This window comes from Vibrio sp. T13N (assembly GCF_032970445.1).
Lineage (GTDB): Bacteria > Pseudomonadota > Gammaproteobacteria > Enterobacterales > Vibrionaceae > Vibrio > Vibrio diabolicus.
Genome location: NZ_JAWJYE010000006.1, coordinates 142,114 through 160,013, shown reverse-complemented (window position 1 = coordinate 160,013; position 17,900 = coordinate 142,114). Strand labels below are relative to the sequence as shown.

13 protein-coding genes are annotated in these 17,900 nt (G+C 46.8%); 9 read left to right on the top strand and 4 right to left on the bottom strand.

Translation table 11 applies throughout. From position 1 onward, the window contains the following. Positions 1-42 precede the first annotated feature (42 nt). From R2S67_RS12010 to hldE, 3 genes are all read left to right on the top strand, one after another. The gene (locus R2S67_RS12010; protein WP_005395942.1) at positions 43-1,299 is read left to right on the top strand and encodes a methyl-accepting chemotaxis protein; all 1,257 of its coding nucleotides are present in this window, start codon (positions 43-45) and stop codon (positions 1,297-1,299) included. Between the two features lie 113 nt (positions 1,300-1,412). After that, positions 1,413-4,256 (top strand): bifunctional [glutamate--ammonia ligase]-adenylyl-L-tyrosine phosphorylase/[glutamate--ammonia-ligase] adenylyltransferase, encoded by a 2,844-nt coding sequence (gene glnE / locus R2S67_RS12005; protein ID WP_317344441.1) that lies wholly within the window; start codon positions 1,413-1,415, stop codon positions 4,254-4,256. 67 nt (positions 4,257-4,323) lie between these two features. After that, a complete protein-coding gene (hldE, locus tag R2S67_RS12000) occupies positions 4,324-5,754 on the top strand; it encodes a bifunctional D-glycero-beta-D-manno-heptose-7-phosphate kinase/D-glycero-beta-D-manno-heptose 1-phosphate adenylyltransferase HldE (RefSeq protein WP_012842166.1) in 1,431 nt (476 codons plus the stop codon). Positions 5,755-5,932: 178 nt separating this feature from the next. On the opposite strand, the gene tolC is transcribed toward hldE, so the two are convergent. Then, positions 5,933-7,261 (bottom strand): outer membrane channel protein TolC, encoded by a 1,329-nt coding sequence (tolC, locus tag R2S67_RS11995; RefSeq protein ID WP_012842165.1) that lies wholly within the window; start codon positions 7,259-7,261, stop codon positions 5,933-5,935. Positions 7,262-7,490: 229 nt separating this feature from the next. Between tolC and nudF the strand changes: the two genes are divergently transcribed. The 6 genes from nudF to parC all read left to right on the top strand — a co-directional run bounded on the left by nudF (position 7,491) and on the right by parC (position 14,503). Then, complete coding sequence (gene nudF, locus R2S67_RS11990) at positions 7,491-8,141, top strand: ADP-ribose diphosphatase (protein ID WP_074192032.1); 651 nt, start codon at positions 7,491-7,493, stop codon at positions 8,139-8,141. Then, a complete protein-coding gene (locus R2S67_RS11985) occupies positions 8,141-8,584 on the top strand; it encodes a DUF1249 family protein (RefSeq protein WP_005395930.1) in 444 nt (147 codons plus the stop codon). Before nudF ends, R2S67_RS11985 begins: the two co-directional genes overlap by 1 nt. 61 nt (positions 8,585-8,645) lie before the next feature. Next, entirely contained in the window at positions 8,646-9,452 is an 807-nt protein-coding gene (cpdA, locus tag R2S67_RS11980) for a 3',5'-cyclic-AMP phosphodiesterase (RefSeq protein ID WP_005395929.1), read from the top strand. Positions 9,453-9,499: 47 nt separating this feature from the next. Then, a complete protein-coding gene (gene yqiA / locus R2S67_RS11975) occupies positions 9,500-10,084 on the top strand; it encodes an esterase YqiA (protein ID WP_046874000.1) in 585 nt (194 codons plus the stop codon). 249 nt (positions 10,085-10,333) lie between these two features. Further along, entirely contained in the window at positions 10,334-12,214 is a 1,881-nt protein-coding gene (parE, locus tag R2S67_RS11970) for a DNA topoisomerase IV subunit B (RefSeq protein WP_006743361.1), read from the top strand. A gap of 3 nt (positions 12,215-12,217) precedes the next feature. Further along, positions 12,218-14,503 (top strand): DNA topoisomerase IV subunit A, encoded by a 2,286-nt coding sequence (gene parC, locus R2S67_RS11965; RefSeq protein WP_006743360.1) that lies wholly within the window; start codon positions 12,218-12,220, stop codon positions 14,501-14,503. A gap of 38 nt (positions 14,504-14,541) precedes the next feature. Here the strand turns inward: parC and degS are convergent, their stop codons facing one another. The 3 genes from degS to zapG form a co-directional block, all read right to left on the bottom strand. Continuing rightward, the gene (gene degS, locus R2S67_RS11960; RefSeq protein WP_046873999.1) at positions 14,542-15,606 is read right to left on the bottom strand and encodes an outer membrane-stress sensor serine endopeptidase DegS; all 1,065 of its coding nucleotides are present in this window, start codon (positions 15,604-15,606) and stop codon (positions 14,542-14,544) included. A gap of 190 nt (positions 15,607-15,796) precedes the next feature. Next, positions 15,797-17,164, bottom strand: coding sequence for a Do family serine endopeptidase (locus tag R2S67_RS11955; protein WP_317344438.1), 1,368 nt, complete (start codon positions 17,162-17,164; stop codon positions 15,797-15,799). 203 nt (positions 17,165-17,367) lie between these two features. Then, on the bottom strand, positions 17,368-17,811 hold the full coding sequence (gene zapG / locus R2S67_RS11950) for a Z-ring associated protein ZapG (RefSeq protein WP_005395919.1): 444 nt from the start codon (positions 17,809-17,811) through the stop codon (positions 17,368-17,370). Between the last annotated feature and the right edge of the window lie 89 nt (positions 17,812-17,900).

The window sequence follows — 17,900 nt, the reverse complement described above, 5'->3', positions numbered from 1 at the left end:
ATTATAGATAAAGACTATATAAGACTCGGTGGAGAACTGACAATGGAAAAGCTGGCATTTAAGCCATGGGAAAGGGTCATATCCGACATTCGACTGGTTCCTAAAATGGTCATGTTGATGGTCTTCAGTACTGTCCTGATAGTGGCAAAACAACTGTGGGACGCGAACACCTTTTACGATTCACTTTTAGCGGCGACACAAAACGCGCAAGTTGCCCAACAGCATTACGAAGCATATTTAACGCAAGTTGCTTGGCAAACTGCCTTATTGATTGTGGTTTTTGTCGTGCTCTTATTAGCGGCGGCTAGAGTGATGCTGCGTCAAACACAGTATCTGAGCGACGCGATCAAACTGATGGCGAGCAAGAACCTCTCCGTACCATTTGGTATGGATTGTAAAGATGAATACGGAGACGTGGCACGTGAATTAGAAAAGACACGTCGCCAATTGCACGATGTGATTCAAATGCAAATCAACGCTTCTGATGAGTTATCCACACTCACGGAAGTGATGACGCTGAGCATGTCGGAAACGAAGGAATCGGCGCAAGAAGAGTTTAACGAAATTGATCAACTTGCGACGGCGATGAGTGAAATGTCGTCGACGGTGCAAACCGTCGCAGAACATGCTCAGACGGCGTCTTCTCTTACAGAGCAAGCTTCCGCACAAGCGATTTCTGGTCAACAGTTCTTGCAAAGTACGATGGCGAAAATGAGTGAACTCTCGTCGGACATCGCTTCATCGGCGCAGGCGGTTAACCAGGTCGAAGAACGTGTTGAATCCATTGGTAGTGTTGTGGGTACGATTCAAGGTATCTCTGAACAAACTAACCTGCTTGCACTGAATGCGGCGATTGAAGCGGCGCGAGCTGGCGAGGCGGGTCGTGGTTTTGCGGTGGTTGCAGATGAAGTTCGTAACCTTGCACAACGTACACAACAAGCGACGGTAGAAATTCAAGAGATGATTGCTCAGCTGCAAACCAGTGCAGAATCTGCTGTAGAACTCATGGAGAAAAGCGTAGTGGAAGCGGCCGACGGAAACGAGCTGGTTTCTAATGCTGGATCTGAGCTCGATGGTATTGTTGGGCAAGTGACGCAAATCAATGACATGAACTTCCAAATCGCGACGGCGTCTGGTCAGCAAAGCAGTGTTGCAGAAGAGATGAGTCAAAACCTCACCAATGTACGTGAGCTGGTAGAAGCCTCGGTTGTGGTTGTGACAGAGCTGCTAGAAACTTCTGAAATGATGCAAAATAATGCTGGCGAGTTAGATAAGAAGATCAAATCTTTCCAAGTTTAATATTCCATCCAGAACTTTTGATAAAACGCCCACAAACCTTTTGTGGGCGTTTTTATTTGCTTTAAGTCTGGTATAAAGAATGAGTTACCGTGCTTTTCAAACAAGGAAGAAAAATGCAGCTGCCTTCGCCACTGATTTCTATCGCTGAATCTGCCGTACAAAATGCTCAAGAGGCAGGTTATTTTCCCCTTTGGCCAGATGAGATTGCGCAGCAATTTCGCTATGTGGCGGGCTTAAGCCAGTTTATTACCGAAGCCATTCATCGCGATGAAGTCCTAGCGCGTGAGTTGCCAAACATGTTAGCGCAACCAAGTCGTCAGGAATCTTACCGTTCACGTCTTGCGGCACTGCTGGGACAATGCCCGGATGAGATGTCTGGTCATCGCGTGTTGCGTCAGTTTCGCAACCGAGAAATGGTGTACATTGCGTGGAAGGATTTCATGCATGCATGGTCGCTAGAAACGTCTTTAAGCCACTTATCCGAATTGGCTGAAGCGATGATTTTTGAAACCTATCAATGGCAATATCAAGCGTGTTGTCAGGAGTGGGGAACGCCGACGAGTGAGGAAGGTGAAGTACAGCCGATGTTGATTATCGGCATGGGGAAACTGGGTGGCGGCGAGTTAAACTTTTCTTCCGATATCGATCTGATTTTCACGTATCCAGAAAACGGTGAGACACAAGGCGCGCGCCGCAGTATTGCCAATGCCCAGTTCTTTACTCGCCTTGGTCAACGCATCATCAAAGCGCTCGATCAACAAACCTTCGATGGTTTTTGTTACCGTGTCGACATGCGACTGCGTCCGTTTGGTGAGAGTGGTCCATTAGTCATGAGCTATGCTGCGCTTGAAGATTATTATCAAGAACAGGGACGTGACTGGGAGCGTTACGCGATGATCAAAGCTCGAGTGATGGGGTGCGAAATGTACCCGCAATACCAAGAGCTACGCCAAATGCTGCGTCCTTTTGTTTTTCGTCGCTATATTGATTTCAGTGCGATTCAGTCTTTGCGTCGGATGAAATCGATGATCAGTAGTGAGGTTCGCCGCCGAGGTTTGAACAACAACATCAAGTTAGGCGCAGGTGGCATCCGAGAAATTGAATTTATCGCCCAAGTTTTTCAATTAATTCGAGGGGGGCGCGAGCCTTCTCTTCGTAATCGAGGGTTGTTGGAAACGCTGCAAGGCATTGAAGAGCTGGCGTTACTCACTTCGCAAGAAGTCAGCAGTCTAGAAGCCGCATACAAGTATTTGCGTCAATTAGAAAACTTGTTGCAAGCGATGGCGGACAAGCAAACCCAGACGCTGCCTGATTGCGAAACCGAACGCTTAAAGCTCGTCACCGCGATGCAAATGACCTCTTGGGACCAACTGATTGAGCAAACTCAGCAGCACATGGCGAATGTCCATCAAGTATTTGAGTCGTTAATTGGTGATGATGAAGAAGACGAGGGTGCTACGGTTGCTCGTCATTTTCATGAGTTATGGGATATGGCGAACAAACAAGATGTGCTTGAACATATCTTGCAGCAGGATATTCAGGTTGAAGACTTTGCTTCATGCGCGAAAACCATCATCAACTTTAAAACCGATCTGGCTAAAAAAACGTTAGGACCGCGTGGACGCGAAGTGTTAAACCGTTTGATGCCGAAGGTGTTTGATGCGGTGTTTGCCCACCCTGATGCACAGTTTGGTTTACCGCGAGTGCTGCATTTACTGCACAATATCTGCACTCGTACGACTTATCTGGAGTTATTGGATGAGCATCCAGCGGCTCTAGTACAGCTCGTGCGTTTGTGTACCGCAAGCCCAATGATTTCAGAGCAGCTATCTCGGTATCCGATCTTACTCGATGAGTTGATCGACCCTGCACAGTTGTACAATCCAATCCCATTAGACAGTTACCGTACAGAGCTGCGTGATTATCTGGCCCGTATTCCAGAAGATGATATGGAGCAGCAAATGGAAGCGTTGCGCCAGTTTAAGCAAATCTGCATTTTACGTATTGCGGCGGCGGATATTGCTGGTGCATTGCCGGTGATGAAAGTGAGTGATCACTTAACCTATTTGGCGGAAGCTATCGTTGATGCGGTGGTCAGTCAGGCTTGGTTGCAAGTGTCCGAAAAATACGGCGAGCCAACGCATGTAAAAGATCGTGAAGGCAAGGGTTTTGCCGTCATTGGCTATGGCAAAGTCGGTGGTTGGGAACTCGGCTATAACTCCGACTTGGATATCGTCTTCATGCATGACTGCCCAGTCAATGTCTATACAGATGGCAAAAAGGAAATCGACGGTCGTCAGTTCTACCTTCGCCTAGCGCAGCGCATCATCCATATTTTCTCGACTCGCACCGCTTCCGGCATTTTGTACGAAGTCGATACCCGCTTGCGCCCATCTGGCGCGTCAGGTTTGTTGGTTAGCCCAACCGATGCGTTTGAAGATTATCAGCATCAAGAAGCCTGGACATGGGAGCATCAAGCACTTGTGCGCGCGCGCTTGATTTACGGCGATGAACCCCTTGCCATTGCATTTCACAATACGCGACATGATGTGTTGTGCAAAGCGCGCGATCGGGCGGAACTGAAAAAAGCCGTTGTCGAAATGAGAGAGAAAATGCGCGGTCATCTTGGGGGGAAAAAGCCCGGCCGTTTTATGCTCAAGCAAGATGTGGGAGGGATTACCGATATCGAATTTTTCGCTCAGTACTTAGTGCTCAACTATAGTCACGATAAGCCGAAATTAACGCGTTGGTGTGATAATGTGCGCATCTTTGAAACGCTCATTGCACAAAATGTCATGGACGAAGACCAGGCAATGCAGTTGATACGTGCCTACACGACAATGCGAAACGAAATACACCGAAGAAATCTACTCAATTTAGATGCTGATGTGGTGGAAGATAAGTTTGTTGCCGAAAGGGAGTGGGTAAAACAGGCTTGGAATCAGTGGTTCAGTTAAGACCATATATTTAGCCTCGATAAGGGCTGTGATAAACTCACTTCGATTTAATTTTTGGAGACCAATAATGAAACCAATTCTACCTGATTACAACAGCGCTGGTGTGCTCATCATCGGTGATGTCATGCTAGATCGTTACTGGTATGGCCCAACCGGACGCATTTCTCCTGAAGCGCCGGTTCCTGTTGTAAAAGTAGAAAACAATGAAGAGCGTCCTGGTGGTGCTGCGAACGTTGCGATGAACATCGCATCACTAGGTGGCCATGCTCACATTGTTGGTCTAACAGGGGAAGATGAGCCTGCAAAAGTGCTGACGGAGACGCTGAGCTCACTCAATGTGAAGTGCGATTTCGTTGCACTGCCTGATTACCCAACGATCACGAAGCTTCGCGTAATGAGCCGTGGACAACAGCTTATTCGTCTCGACTTCGAAGATAAGTTTGAAAACACGGATTCTGCACCTGTGCTATCGCGTATGGATGCCGCTCTGCCAAACGTTAAAGCCGTGATTATGTCTGACTACGCAAAAGGCTCGTTAGAGCATGTTCAGGCATACATCCAAAAAGCGCGCGCAGCAAACATTCCAGTTTTCATTGACCCTAAAGGTGCGGATTTTGAACGCTACCGCGGCGCGACACTCTTAACACCAAACATGAAAGAGTTTGAAGATGTCGTTGGCAAAGTAAAATCAGACCAAGAGCTGGTTGAAAAAGCACTTCAGCTTGTTGAAGAGTTTGATTTTGAAGCGCTACTGGTTACGCGTAGTGAAAACGGCATGACGTTGATCCGCCGTGGTCAGGAGCCATTCCACCTTCCGACTCAAGCGAAAGAAGTGTACGACGTGACAGGTGCTGGTGACACGGTGATTTCTGTACTTGCAGCTTCAGTTGCGGCGGGTAAATCCTTCGAAGAAGCGTGTGCACTAGCGAATGCGGCGGCAGGCGTTGTTGTTGGCAAGCTTGGTACCTCGACCTTGTCTGAAATTGAACTGGCAGAAGCGGTACATGGCAGCCAAGACACGGATTACGGTGTGATTTCAGAAAAAGCGCTGATTGAAGCAGTGAAAAAAGCCCGTGCACGTGGCGAGAAAGTCGTTATGACAAACGGCTGCTTTGATATTCTTCACGCTGGGCATGTGTCTTACTTAAACCATGCTGCTGAACTTGGTGATCGCCTGATTGTTGCGGTGAATACCGATGAATCAGTGAAGCGTCTTAAAGGGCCTGGTCGTCCTGTGAACCCAACCGATCGCCGCATGGCGGTATTGGCAGGTTTGGGCGCTGTGGATTGGGTAGTACCATTTAGTGAAGATACGCCGCAACGTTTGATCTCGGAAGTTCTGCCAAGCTTGCTAGTAAAAGGTGGTGACTACAAACCAGAAGAAATTGCTGGTGGTAAAGAAGTCATTGCTGCAGGTGGCGAAGTTCGTGTATTGAACTTTGAGGATGGGTGCTCAACCAGTGAAATCATCAATGCAATCAAAGGCGGTAAGGGCTAAGCCTACGACTTGTTGGCATTGAAACGCTATTTGTTTGTAAAAGGTCGCCAAGTGCGGCCTTTTTGATACTTGATGTTCTGAGATACTTTTCGTCTCTTAACGGCAAGCAATAAAAAACGCCAGCTGATAAATCAACTGGCGTTTTTATTTATTGAGAACTGAAGTATTCAGTCAGCAATTATTTTGCTGCTTTCAAACCTGCATCAACGTCTAAGATGTCTTGTTCGCTTAGCGTACCAACGGCTTGGCGTAGCTGAAGAACACTTAAGATGTAGTCGTAACGAGCGTTCGATAGGTTTTTATTCGCATCGTATAGACGACGAGTTGCGTCTAGCACGTCAACGATAGTACGAGTACCCACATCAAAACCTGCTTCTGTTGCTTCTAGTGCAGAGCGCGCAGAAATAACGGCTTGCTCATAAGCACGTAGTGCGCCGATAGAGGCGTTAATGTTGTTGTTTTGTGCGCGAACATCTTTTACTACGCTACGGTATTGTGCTTCAAGATCTTCACTTGCAGCCACGTACGCGTATTCAGCCTGTTTGGTTTGAGAGGTGACGTTACCACCTGTGTATAGCGGCACCGCAAGGTTCACACCGATATTGAAGTTGTCTGTGGTGTTGTCACGAGAGCTATGAGACGTATCACCGTAGTTGTAACCACCGTCTAGAGACAGCGTTGGTAGATGACCAGAACTTGCTAGTGAAATATTGTCACGTGCGATATCTTGAAGAATACGTGAAGATAGCAAGGTCAGGTTTTTGGTTTTTGCTTCGTCAATTAGTGATTCAGCAGGCACGGTCGATGGACTAGCAGTGAAGCGGCGAGTGTCCAAGATGTTGAGATCTTTGTGCTCTTGACCGGTGATTTCACGTAATGACTCGTAGCTGTTAGTCAGTGCGTTTTCTGCTAACACCTCATCCGCCAGTACTTGGTCGTACTGAGCTTGCGCGTCGTGTACGTCAGTGATCGCAGATAAACCTACTTCAAAACGCTGTTTTGTTTGCTCTAGTTGACGACCCACTGCGGCTTTTTCTGCACGGACGAAGACAAGGTTGTCTTGTGCGCGTAGAACTTCAAAATACGCTTGTGAAACACGAAGAATTAGTGCTTGTTGAGTCGCAGCGTAAGTTGCGTCTGCTTGACGAGCACTTTTCTCAGCGGTATCTAGCGAGATCCAAGATGCGCGGTTGTAAAGTGCTTGTGAAAAGCTAACACCAGCGGTTAGAGCGTTGGCATCGTTTGATACGTCATTGACTAGATTTGAGTCGTATTCAGTATCGCCACGAGTTAAGTTGTAACCTGCTGTTAGGTTAATTTGTGGTAATAGAGCACTACGGCTTGAGGTGATTGCTTCGAAAGCTTGGTCACGTTGTGCTGCTACACTGAGCAATTGTGGATCATTTTGTTTTGCTAAGTCGTAGATTTCAGCCAAAGAGTCTGCGAACGCAGACGTACTCATGCTACCTAGCGCTGCACTGATAAATAGTGGAAGCAATTTTTTCATTTTCTATTCCCGCGGTCAATAGATTGGTTAATTCTCAGTAGTTTAACTCAATTTGCACGATATTTACTCTAAAGTTTGCACTTTTTTACACGTAATTATCCAGTTGTGCAATAAATTTTCACCAAAGACTTAAATTAATTTGTAACTATTGTACAAAAAGTTGAGCCAAGTCCTTTGAGCAAGCGAATAACAATGAGTAAACTACAAGATTCACTCAGAGAGGTGTCGAATGCAACAGTGTGACAAACAACAAAAGGATTTTACTTCGCAAGATGTAAAAGTCATCTCGAAAGAAACCTTATTTGAAGGCTTTTTCAAAATGGTGAAATATCGCTTTCAGCATAAGCTATTTGCTGGAGGTTGGAGCGAGGTTGTCGAACGAGAAATGTTCGAGCGTGGTCATGCTGCAGCGATGCTTCCTTATGATCCAAATACGGATCAAGTGGTTATCATTGAACAGATTCGAGTAGGAGCCTTAGAGCATCAACACCCATGGCAGCTAGAGATTGTCGCGGGTATGATTGACCGTGATGAATCAGCTGAAGCCGTCATTCGCCGAGAAGCTGTCGAAGAGGCGGGGATACAAGTGGGGCGTGTTGCGCCAGTCACCTCTTATTATCCTTCTGCTGGCGGTTGCTCGGAAAAGTTGGACGTATTTGTTGGTGAAGTGGACGCATCTAAAGCGCACGGCATTCATGGTTTAGACTATGAGAATGAAGATATTCGCGTACATGTTTTGAGTCGTGAGCAAGCATATCAATGGGTGAAAGACGGAAAATTTGAAAATGGTGCGTCGATTATTGCGTTGCAATGGTTGCAATTAAACCATCGAGAGTTGAAGTCACAGTGGGGGCAACCCCAAATGGTGGAGAGTAAGTAATGGCACAAGTGGCTGAAAAACAGAGGTATCATGTTGATTTAGCGGGTCTAATGAGAACCTATGAGACCAACTACGCTAAATTGAACGCCTTATTGCCTGCTTCTGCCGAAGTTGGGGATGTACGCTGCTATCAAGCGGCGAACATGGTTTACCAACTGACCGTGAATGAAATCACAAAATACACCACAGTTGTTGAGATATGTCAGAGTGATGAAACGCCAGTGTTTCCTTTACCGACGATGTCTGTCAGGCTTTATCACGATGCGAGAGTAGCCGAAGTATGCTCAAGCGGAGAGTTCTCTCGCATAAAAGCTAAGTATGATTATCCCAACGACCAACTGATGCAGAAAGATGAAAAGCATCAACTAAACACATTCCTCGGTGAATGGCTGACGTTTTGTTTACGAAGTGGTATCAGTAGAACACCACTTGCCTTCAATTGATCGTCACGTCACGAAAGGAAAATAACAAATAACGATATAGTGGACGAATCAGGTTTTCATTTTGCAATCATCTAGTGACAGCATCAAACTTTTACAAATTACGGATACTCATCTGTTTGCTGCCGATGAGGGAAGTTTGCTGAGCGTAAAAACGGCCGATAGCTTTAACGCTGTTGTTGCTGATGTTTTACGCCGCAACGTGACGTTTGATTACATCTTGGCGACAGGGGATATTTCCCAAGACCATAGTGCAGAATCTTACCAGCGCTTTGCCGAAGGCATTGAACCGCTAGAGAAAGACTGCTTTTGGCTGCCTGGTAATCATGACTACAAGCCCAATATGGGCAGTGTATTACCTTCGCAACAAATCAAAGCGGCAGAGCATGTATTGCTTGGCGCGCATTGGCAGTTGGTTCTTTTAGACTCGCAAGTTGTTGGCGTTCCCCACGGACGCTTGAGTGATCAGCAGTTAGCGTTACTCGAAGAAAAGTTAGCAGAACACCCAGAAAGGCACACACTTGTGTTGCTGCATCACCATCCATTATTGGTGGGAAGCGCCTGGCTTGATCAACATACCTTAAAAGATGCCGAAGCGTTCTGGCAAGTTGTCGATCGTTTTGATAACGTGAAGGGCATTCTCTGTGGTCATGTTCATCAAGACATGAATGTGCTTCATAATGGTATTCGAGTGATGGCAACACCCTCGACGTGTGTTCAGTTTAAGCCCAACTCGGATGATTTTGCCCTCGATACGACTTCGCCTGGTTGGCGTGAACTGCAGTTGCACGCTTGTGGTGAGATTACGACCCAAGTGGGTCGACTTCCTGACGGCCAGTTCCAACCAGACTTCTCTTCTAACGGATACTAACGCGCCCGAGCTCTATGTTCGGGCTCGCTTTTTTGTGCGAGATATCTATGAGTAAACCTTCACTTCTTCTGTATATCCATGGTTTTAACAGCTCCCCACTCTCAATGAAAGCCAATGTGATGAGAGCATACTGCGAGCAGCATCGTCCTGATATCAAAGTGATTGTTCCCCAGTTACCTTGTTATCCTCAACAAGCGGCGAAAATGTTGTTGGATATCATCGAGCAATATAAAGACGACTATAACATTGGTCTGGTGGGCAGCTCATTAGGCGGCTTTATGTCAATGTGGCTAAATGACAAGTTTGGATTTAAAGCGGTTGTGGTCAACCCCGCGGTTAAGCCCTATGAGTTGTTAGTAGATTATTTGGGTGAGCAAACTAACCCTTATACGCACGAAACCTATACACTTGAAGCTTGTCATATTGACGAGTTAAAAGCTCTTGATGTACAAAGCATCGCGTCGCCACATTCTTTCTGGTTGTTACAGCAGACAGAAGATGAGGTTTTAGACTATCGACAAGCGGTAGATAAGTTTGCAGACGCTAAGCAAACAGTAGAACAAGGCGGTGATCACAGTTTTGTAGGCTTTGAGCGTTATCCTGCACAGATTATCGAATTTCTAGAACTGTAATTCGAAAGCGATTGGAAAAGGCTCATAGTTTTTATTGATATATCCAACCGTTTCTTGACATGGGCGGTATGCTTTCCGACTATGTTTTGCCAAAAGATCTTAAGGGTCGAGGACCCTGGCTACTTTGTTATGCATCATGTTTACAAGCACTTAGTGATGTGAACAGGGTGGCTTTTTCGTTTCCTGAGTATGGGTTCACCCATTGGTGATATTCAGGCAACAAGTAAACTTTGAGAATAATTCCGTATTATGACTGAACAATATAATGCTGGTGCCATTGAAGTACTGAATGGCTTAGAGCCAGTACGTCGCCGACCAGGGATGTATACGGATACAGCGCGCCCAAACCATTTGGGCCAAGAAGTTATCGACAACAGTGTCGATGAAGCGCTAGCCGGACATGCCTCAAAAGTACAAGTCATCCTACATGCCGACCAATCACTAGAAGTGATCGATGATGGTCGAGGCATGCCTGTTGATATCCACCCAGAAGAGAAAGTGTCAGGCGTAGAGTTAATCCTATGCAAGCTGCACGCAGGTGGTAAGTTCTCTAACAAAAACTACCAATTCTCTGGTGGTTTGCACGGGGTAGGTATTTCGGTAGTAAACGCGTTGTCAAAACGCGTTGAAGTAACCGTTCGTCGTGATGGTCAAGTGTATGAAATTGCATTTGAGCACGGTGATAAAGTCTCTGACCTGACCGTAACCGGCACATGTGGTCGTCGCAATCGCGGTACCAGCGTGCATTTCTGGCCTGATGCGAAGTACTTCGATTCGGCTAACTTCTCTGTTACGCGCCTAGTCAACAACCTGCGCGCAAAAGCGGTTTTGTGCCCGGGTCTAGAGATTACATTAACCGACAAAGTTAATGGTAAAGACTATAAGTGGTACTACGAAGACGGTCTTAAAGACTATCTTGCGGAAGGCGTAAAAGGCTACCCAGTTATTCCTGAAGAACCATTTACTGGTGAGTTCTTGGCGGATACCGAAGCGGCAAACTGGGCGGTAATTTGGCAGCCAGAAGGTGGTGAGATGATCACCGAAAGCTACGTTAACCTGATCCCAACCGCTCAAGGTGGTACGCACGTTAATGGTCTACGCCAAGGCTTGTTAGAAGCGATGCGCGAATTCTGTGAGTTCCGTAATCTATTACCTCGTGGCGTGAAGCTAACGGGTGATGACGTTTTCGACCGCTGTTCTTACGTGTTGTCGGTTAAAATTCAAGATCCGCAATTTGCAGGCCAGACCAAAGAACGTCTGTCTTCTCGTCAAACCGCGGCATTTGTCTCTGGCGTAGTCAAAGATGCGTTCAGTCTTTGGTTGAACGAAAAGCCTCAGCTAGCAGAGCAATTGGCAGAAGTCTGTATCGCTAACGCGCACCGTCGTATGCGTGCAGCGAAAAAAGTCGTACGTAAGAAAGTGGCGTCCGGCCCGGCACTGCCAGGCAAGTTGACCGACTGTTCAGCACAGGACTTAAGTCGCACTGAAATCTTCTTTGTGGAGGGGGACTCTGCGGGTGGCTCGGCAAAACAGGCACGTGACCGTGAATTCCAAGCCGTGATGCCACTGCGTGGTAAGATCTTGAACACGTGGGAAGTCTCTGCCGATCAAGTTCTTGCGTCTCAAGAAGTACACGATATCTCAGTGGCTTTGGGGATTGATCCTGACAGCGATAACCTTGAGGGGTTGCGCTACGGTAAGATCTGTATCCTTGCCGATGCGGACTCGGATGGTCTTCACATCGCAACGCTGCTTTGTGCTCTATTTACTCGTCACTTCCGCGCACTAGTGGAAGCGGGTCATATCTATGTGGCGATGCCACCTCTGTATCGAATCGATTGCGGGAAAGAAGTGTTCTACGCCCTCGATGACGATGAAAAAGATGGCATCTTAGAGCGCTTGTCGAAGAAGAAAGCCAAAATCAACGTGCAACGATTCAAAGGTCTGGGTGAGATGAACCCACTTCAGTTGCGTGAAACCACCATGGATCCGAACACGCGTCGCTTAGTGCAGTTAACCATTGACGACTCTACGGCGACCATGGAAATGATGGACATGCTGCTAGGTAAAAAGCGTGCAGATGACCGTCGTTCTTGGCTACAAAACAACGGCGACTTGGCAGAGGTGTAACGGATGTCTACAGAAATTACCTACGATGGCGTCGAACAATTGCCAATGCGCAAGTTCACTGAAGACGCTTATCTGAACTACTCGATGTACGTTATCATGGACCGCGCCTTGCCATACATTGGTGATGGCTTAAAGCCGGTTCAACGACGCATCATTTATGCGATGTCAGAGCTTGGTCTCTCTGCATCAGCAAAATACAAAAAATCTGCACGTACCGTTGGTGACGTGCTAGGTAAATACCATCCGCACGGTGATTCAGCGTGTTACGAAGCGATGGTATTGATGGCTCAGCCATTCTCTTACCGCTATCCATTAGTGGATGGCCAAGGTAACTGGGGTGCGCCAGATGACCCGAAATCATTCGCGGCAATGCGTTATACCGAAGCAAAACTGTCTAAGTTTGCTGAAGTATTGCTAGGCGAACTGGGCCAGGGTACGGTTGAATGGCAACCTAACTTTGATGGCACAATGAAAGAGCCACAAATGTTGCCAGCACGTCTGCCTCATATCCTGCTTAACGGTGTAACCGGTATTGCGGTTGGTATGGCAACAGATATCCCACCGCATAACGTTCGTGAAATCGCAGATGCGACTATTCATTTGATCGACAACCCGAAAGCAGAACTGCCGGACGTGATGCAATATGTTAAAGGTCCGGATTACCCAACAGAAGCAGAAATCATCTCGCCGCAAGCGGATATTGAGAAGATTTACCGCAACGGTCGCGGCAGCATCAAGATGCGCGCGGTGTGGCACAAAGAAGGTTCTGATATCGTTATCACCTCTCTGCCACACCAAGTATCGGGTGCAAAACTGCTTGAGCAAATCGCTAACCAGATGCGAGCGAAGAAGCTGCCAATGGTTGACGATCTTCGTGACGAGTCGGATCACGAGAACCCAACGCGTATCGTTGTGGTACCTAAGTCAAACCGAGTTGATTGTGATTTGTTGATGAACCACTTGTTCGCATCAACGGATCTTGAGCGCAGCTACCGCGTTAACTTGAACATGATTGGTTTGGATAATCGTCCTCAAGTTAAAGGTCTGGTGCAAATTCTGTCAGAGTGGATTGAGTTCCGTCGCACGACCGTACGTCGCCGTCTACAACACCGCCTAGATAAAGTCATGGCTCGCTTACACATTTTGGAAGGTTTGCTGGTTGCTTACCTAAACCTAGATGAAGTGATTGAGATCATCCGTACTGAAGATGATCCTAAAGCGGTATTGATGGCACGTTTTGGTATTACCGATATCCAAGCGGATGCGATTCTAGACACCAAACTTCGTCACCTAGCCAAACTAGAAGAGATGAAGATCCGTGGTGAGCAAGACGAGCTAGAGAAAGAGCGTGAGAAGCTAGAACAGCTACTCGGTTCTGAGCGTCGTCTAAACACACTACTGAAAAAAGAAATCAAAGCGGATGCTGAGAAATACGGTGATGACCGTCGATCTCCATTGGTTGAGCGTGCAGAGGCAAAAGCGCTTACTGAACGTGATCTTGTTCCAAGCGAACCAATCACGGTTGTGCTTTCTGAGAAAGGTTGGATTCGTCACGCGAAAGGCCATGACGTGGATGCAGAAGGCTTGAACTATAAGTCGGGTGATAAGTATTTAGCGCATGCTCGAGGTAAGAGTAATCAGCCAGCGGTATTCCTAGGTAGTGACGGTCGAAGTTACTCTCTGGAATCGCACTCACTGCCTTCTGCTCGTAGTCAAGGTGAGCCGATTACCGGTCGTTTGAATATTACGGCTGGTAGCAGTATTCGCCAAGTGATCATGAGTGAAGAAGATCAGCTGTGGCTGGTGGGCTCTGATGCAGGTTACGGCTTTGTATGTAAAGGCGCTGACTTGCTGTCTAAAAACCGCAGTGGTAAAGCGCTGGTCACTTTGCCGGCTAACTCTGAGGTCATGACGCCAAAAGCGATTGAAGATTTAGATTCTGATGAAATCTTAGCAATTACTAACCAAGGTCGCATGCTGCTGTTCCCAATCAAAGACCTGCCACAACTGGCGAAAGGTAAAGGGAATAAGATCATCAACATTCCTGCTGCTAAAGCAAAAGAGCGAGAAGAAGTACTATCTCACTTAATGTCTTTACCAAAAGGTGCATCGTTAACGCTGTACGCGGGTAAGCGAAAGTTGGGTCTTAAACCGTCTGACCTTGATAACTTCCGTGGCGAACGTGGTCGCCGAGGTGGGTTATTACCAAGAGGTTTGCAGCGAGTCACTCGCATTGAAGTTGAGCTGGATGATTCCGATACGACGGAAGCACCGAGCGATAGCGAGTAACGCACAAATAAAAAATCCCAGCCAWTGGCTGGGATTTTTTATGCTTCTTGCTTGTCTTCGGCAATGGTGACTTTCAAGCTCATCTCTTTTCCTTTACGAATGATGCCGACGTCCACGGTGGTGCCAGGACGTAAATCGGTGACGATATCCATGACGCTCTGACGCCCTTGCACTTTATTGCCATCAATACTGATAATGATGTCCTGCTTTTGGAAGCCTGCTGCATTGGCTGGACCATTTGGATCAATACCAAGCACGACAATACCACCTATGTGTTCATTTCCAAGTAGGCGAGCAGTGACCGCATTAATGTCTTGGCCGTCGATACCAATATAGCCACGAATCACGCGACCATCAGCGATGATTTTCTGCATGATCTTGCTGGCTAGTGGCGCAGGGATCGCAAAGGAAATACCGTAAGTTTCTAAATCGGTCGCTTGCTGGAAAGAGGCGGTATTGATGCCGACGAGCTCACCTTGAGTATTCACTAGGGCGCCACCAGAGTTCCCCTCATTGATGGCGGCATCGGTTTGAATAAATGCTTGGCGACCGTCGCTAATAGATGAGCGTCCTGTTGCTGAAATAATACCGAACGTTGTGGTTTGCCCAAGGTTGTATGGGTTACCGATGGCTAGGACCACATCACCAACTTGTGGTTTGTAATTAGAGTTAAGAGGAATAACAGGTAAATTCGAACCTTCGACACGAAGTACGGCAATGTCTGTGCGTTTATCCGTGCCAACTAGCTGAGCTGCCGCGGCTCTACCGTCTTGTAATGCGACAACAATTTGGTCTGCTTGAGCAACCACATGGTAGTTGGTAATGATGTAGCCTTTCTCACTGACAATAACACCTGAACCCAGACCTTGAGTCGAGAGTTTACTGCGATCATTTTCAACATATTTACGGCTGTAGATGTTTACTACGGCAGGTGCTGCTCTTCGCACCGCCTGATTAAATGTCAACTCAACGGACGCGATATTAACAGGTTGCGGATCTAGCGCGGCAGGAATTACGTTGTGGCGCAAAGATGGCACCGCCAGTAATACCACTGCGGCAGTAGCCAAGCCTAAAAAGACAGAACGTAATAAAAAGCTGAGCATATCCTCTCCATGCATGAGCGCCAAAATGGCATAGAAGATGAAGAATAGCATTACATTGAAAAATAACAAAAGGGCAGCACGGAATCGTGCTGCCCTTTTCATTAGCTATTGAGCGATAAGGAAAAGTATTCGAGGCTTATTACTCGGTGCTATGCATCGAAAACCTTATTTCCTATCACTTTGAAAGTGACTAACGAATAACAAGATAAATAGTACGTTCGCCACGCTGAATATTCAGAGCCAATACGCCTTTGTGTTTATCCACGATTGCACGAAGCTCAGCAAGGTTTTTCACGCGCTGGCGGTTCACACCGATAATGATGTCTCCTTGTTGTAATTGATATTGAGCGGCCGGAGAGTTATCTGCAACGCTCGATACTTTAACGCCTTGAATTGCATCACTTGGTGTCGTATTGCTTAATTCCGCACCCTTGAGCCCTTCGTGTAATGTTTCGGCTTTGGCTTTCATATTTGTAGATTCGCCAAGCGTTACATCAAAGGTTTTATTCTTACCATCTCGAACCACACCTAATGTGATTTCTTTTCCTGCGCCCAGCGTTGCCACTTTTGCGCGGAGCTCTGAGAAAGTATTAATCGCTTTGCCGTTTACCGATACAATTACATCACCGGCTTTCAATCCAGCTTTATCGGCTGCGCTGTCTGGTACGACTTGACCAATAAAGGCCCCTTTACTTGACTCGTAACCTAATGCATCAGCCAGCTCAGAGGTTACTTCACCGCCCTGTACACCCAACATGCCGCGTTTGACTTCACCAAACTCTAGAATTTGCTCGGTGAGGTTTTTCATCATGTTGGACGGAATCGCAAAGCCAATCCCCACGTTACCGCCGTTAGGGCCTAAAATCGCAGTATTAATACCGATCAGCTCACCATTAAGGTTGACCAATGCACCACCAGAGTTACCGCTGTTAATTGCGGCATCGGTTTGGATGAAGTTTTCGAAGTTTTCAACGTTTAAGCCACTACGGCCTAACGCTGAGACGATGCCCGACGTCACGGTTTGACCAAGTCCGAATGGGTTACCAATCGCAACCGTAAAGTCACCTACGCGAAGTTTATCGGAATCTGCGACTTTAATTTGCGTTAAGTTTTTCGCTTTTTCTAATTTAAGCAACGCAACATCGGCCATCTCATCTCCGCCAACGAGCGTAGCGTCATACTCGCGACCATCATAGAGGCGAACTCGAATCTCTTCCGCGCCCTTGATTACGTGGTAGTTAGTGACGATATGCCCTTTTTTCGCATCAATAATGACACCAGAACCTAAACCTCTGAACGGGCGCTCGCGCCTTTGCTCCATCGGAAAGTCCGGTCCAAAGAAGAATTGAAATTGTTCGGGAATACGGCTGGTTTGTACTTGTTTGCCTTCTACAGCAATACTCACAACAGCAGGGGTTACTTTCTCAAGCATGGGCGCCAAGCTAGGTAACTGTTGGCCATCCACATTTAAAGGTAATGCGGCGGTGGCTTGAACTGGCGCAATAATAGAGCCCAAACTCAGAGATAGAACGGTGAGCGCAAGCAGTGGTTTTTTCATCCAATAACTCCTCTTGAAACATGTCTGCCAAAAAGAAATATCCGAACGGCTAGTTCACTTTGTTAATAACTAATATAGGGCCTAGTTCGGATAATCAAAGGGGGAGGCAGTTCACATCCAAGTTAGAGCAAAGGTAAGGAGAAAAAGTTCAAAAAAGGGCCGATACAAATGTATCGGCCCTAGTAGGTAGAGGTAAGAGAAGATTATGATGCTTTTGCGGTTACCGCTTCGGGAGCATTAATGATTTCTTTCTCTTGATCCTTTAAAAGACCCGTTGCGCCATTGGCGTAGTCTTTTGGCTGTTCGTTAAACTCTGGTTGATCTTCTGCAATAGCTTCAGAAGACATTGCCGTTTTCTTATCAAACGGGTTGTCTTGCTCTGGCAAGTTTGGCAAAAGCTCAGAAGAGGTCTTAGCCATATGTTGGTACAGCTTGGTGTAATCTTTACCTAGTGTATCCAACATTTCTGCGGTTTGTGCAAAATGATCGACGAGCTCTTGACGTTGTTGCTCTAGTTCAAACTTGGCCGCTTCAAGTTCTTTCTGCACAGACTTTTGTTTCTTGTATTCAGGGGTGGTTAGTCTACTAATGACTACGCCTACGATTGTACCGACCAGCAAACCCACAATGGCATAAATCCAAGGCATAACTGCTCCTTATAGTTGTTTTAACAAGTCTTTTACTACTTAGTTACACGCGGTGCTAGTCCATGTTACTATGGCTTGAACAGCCGATA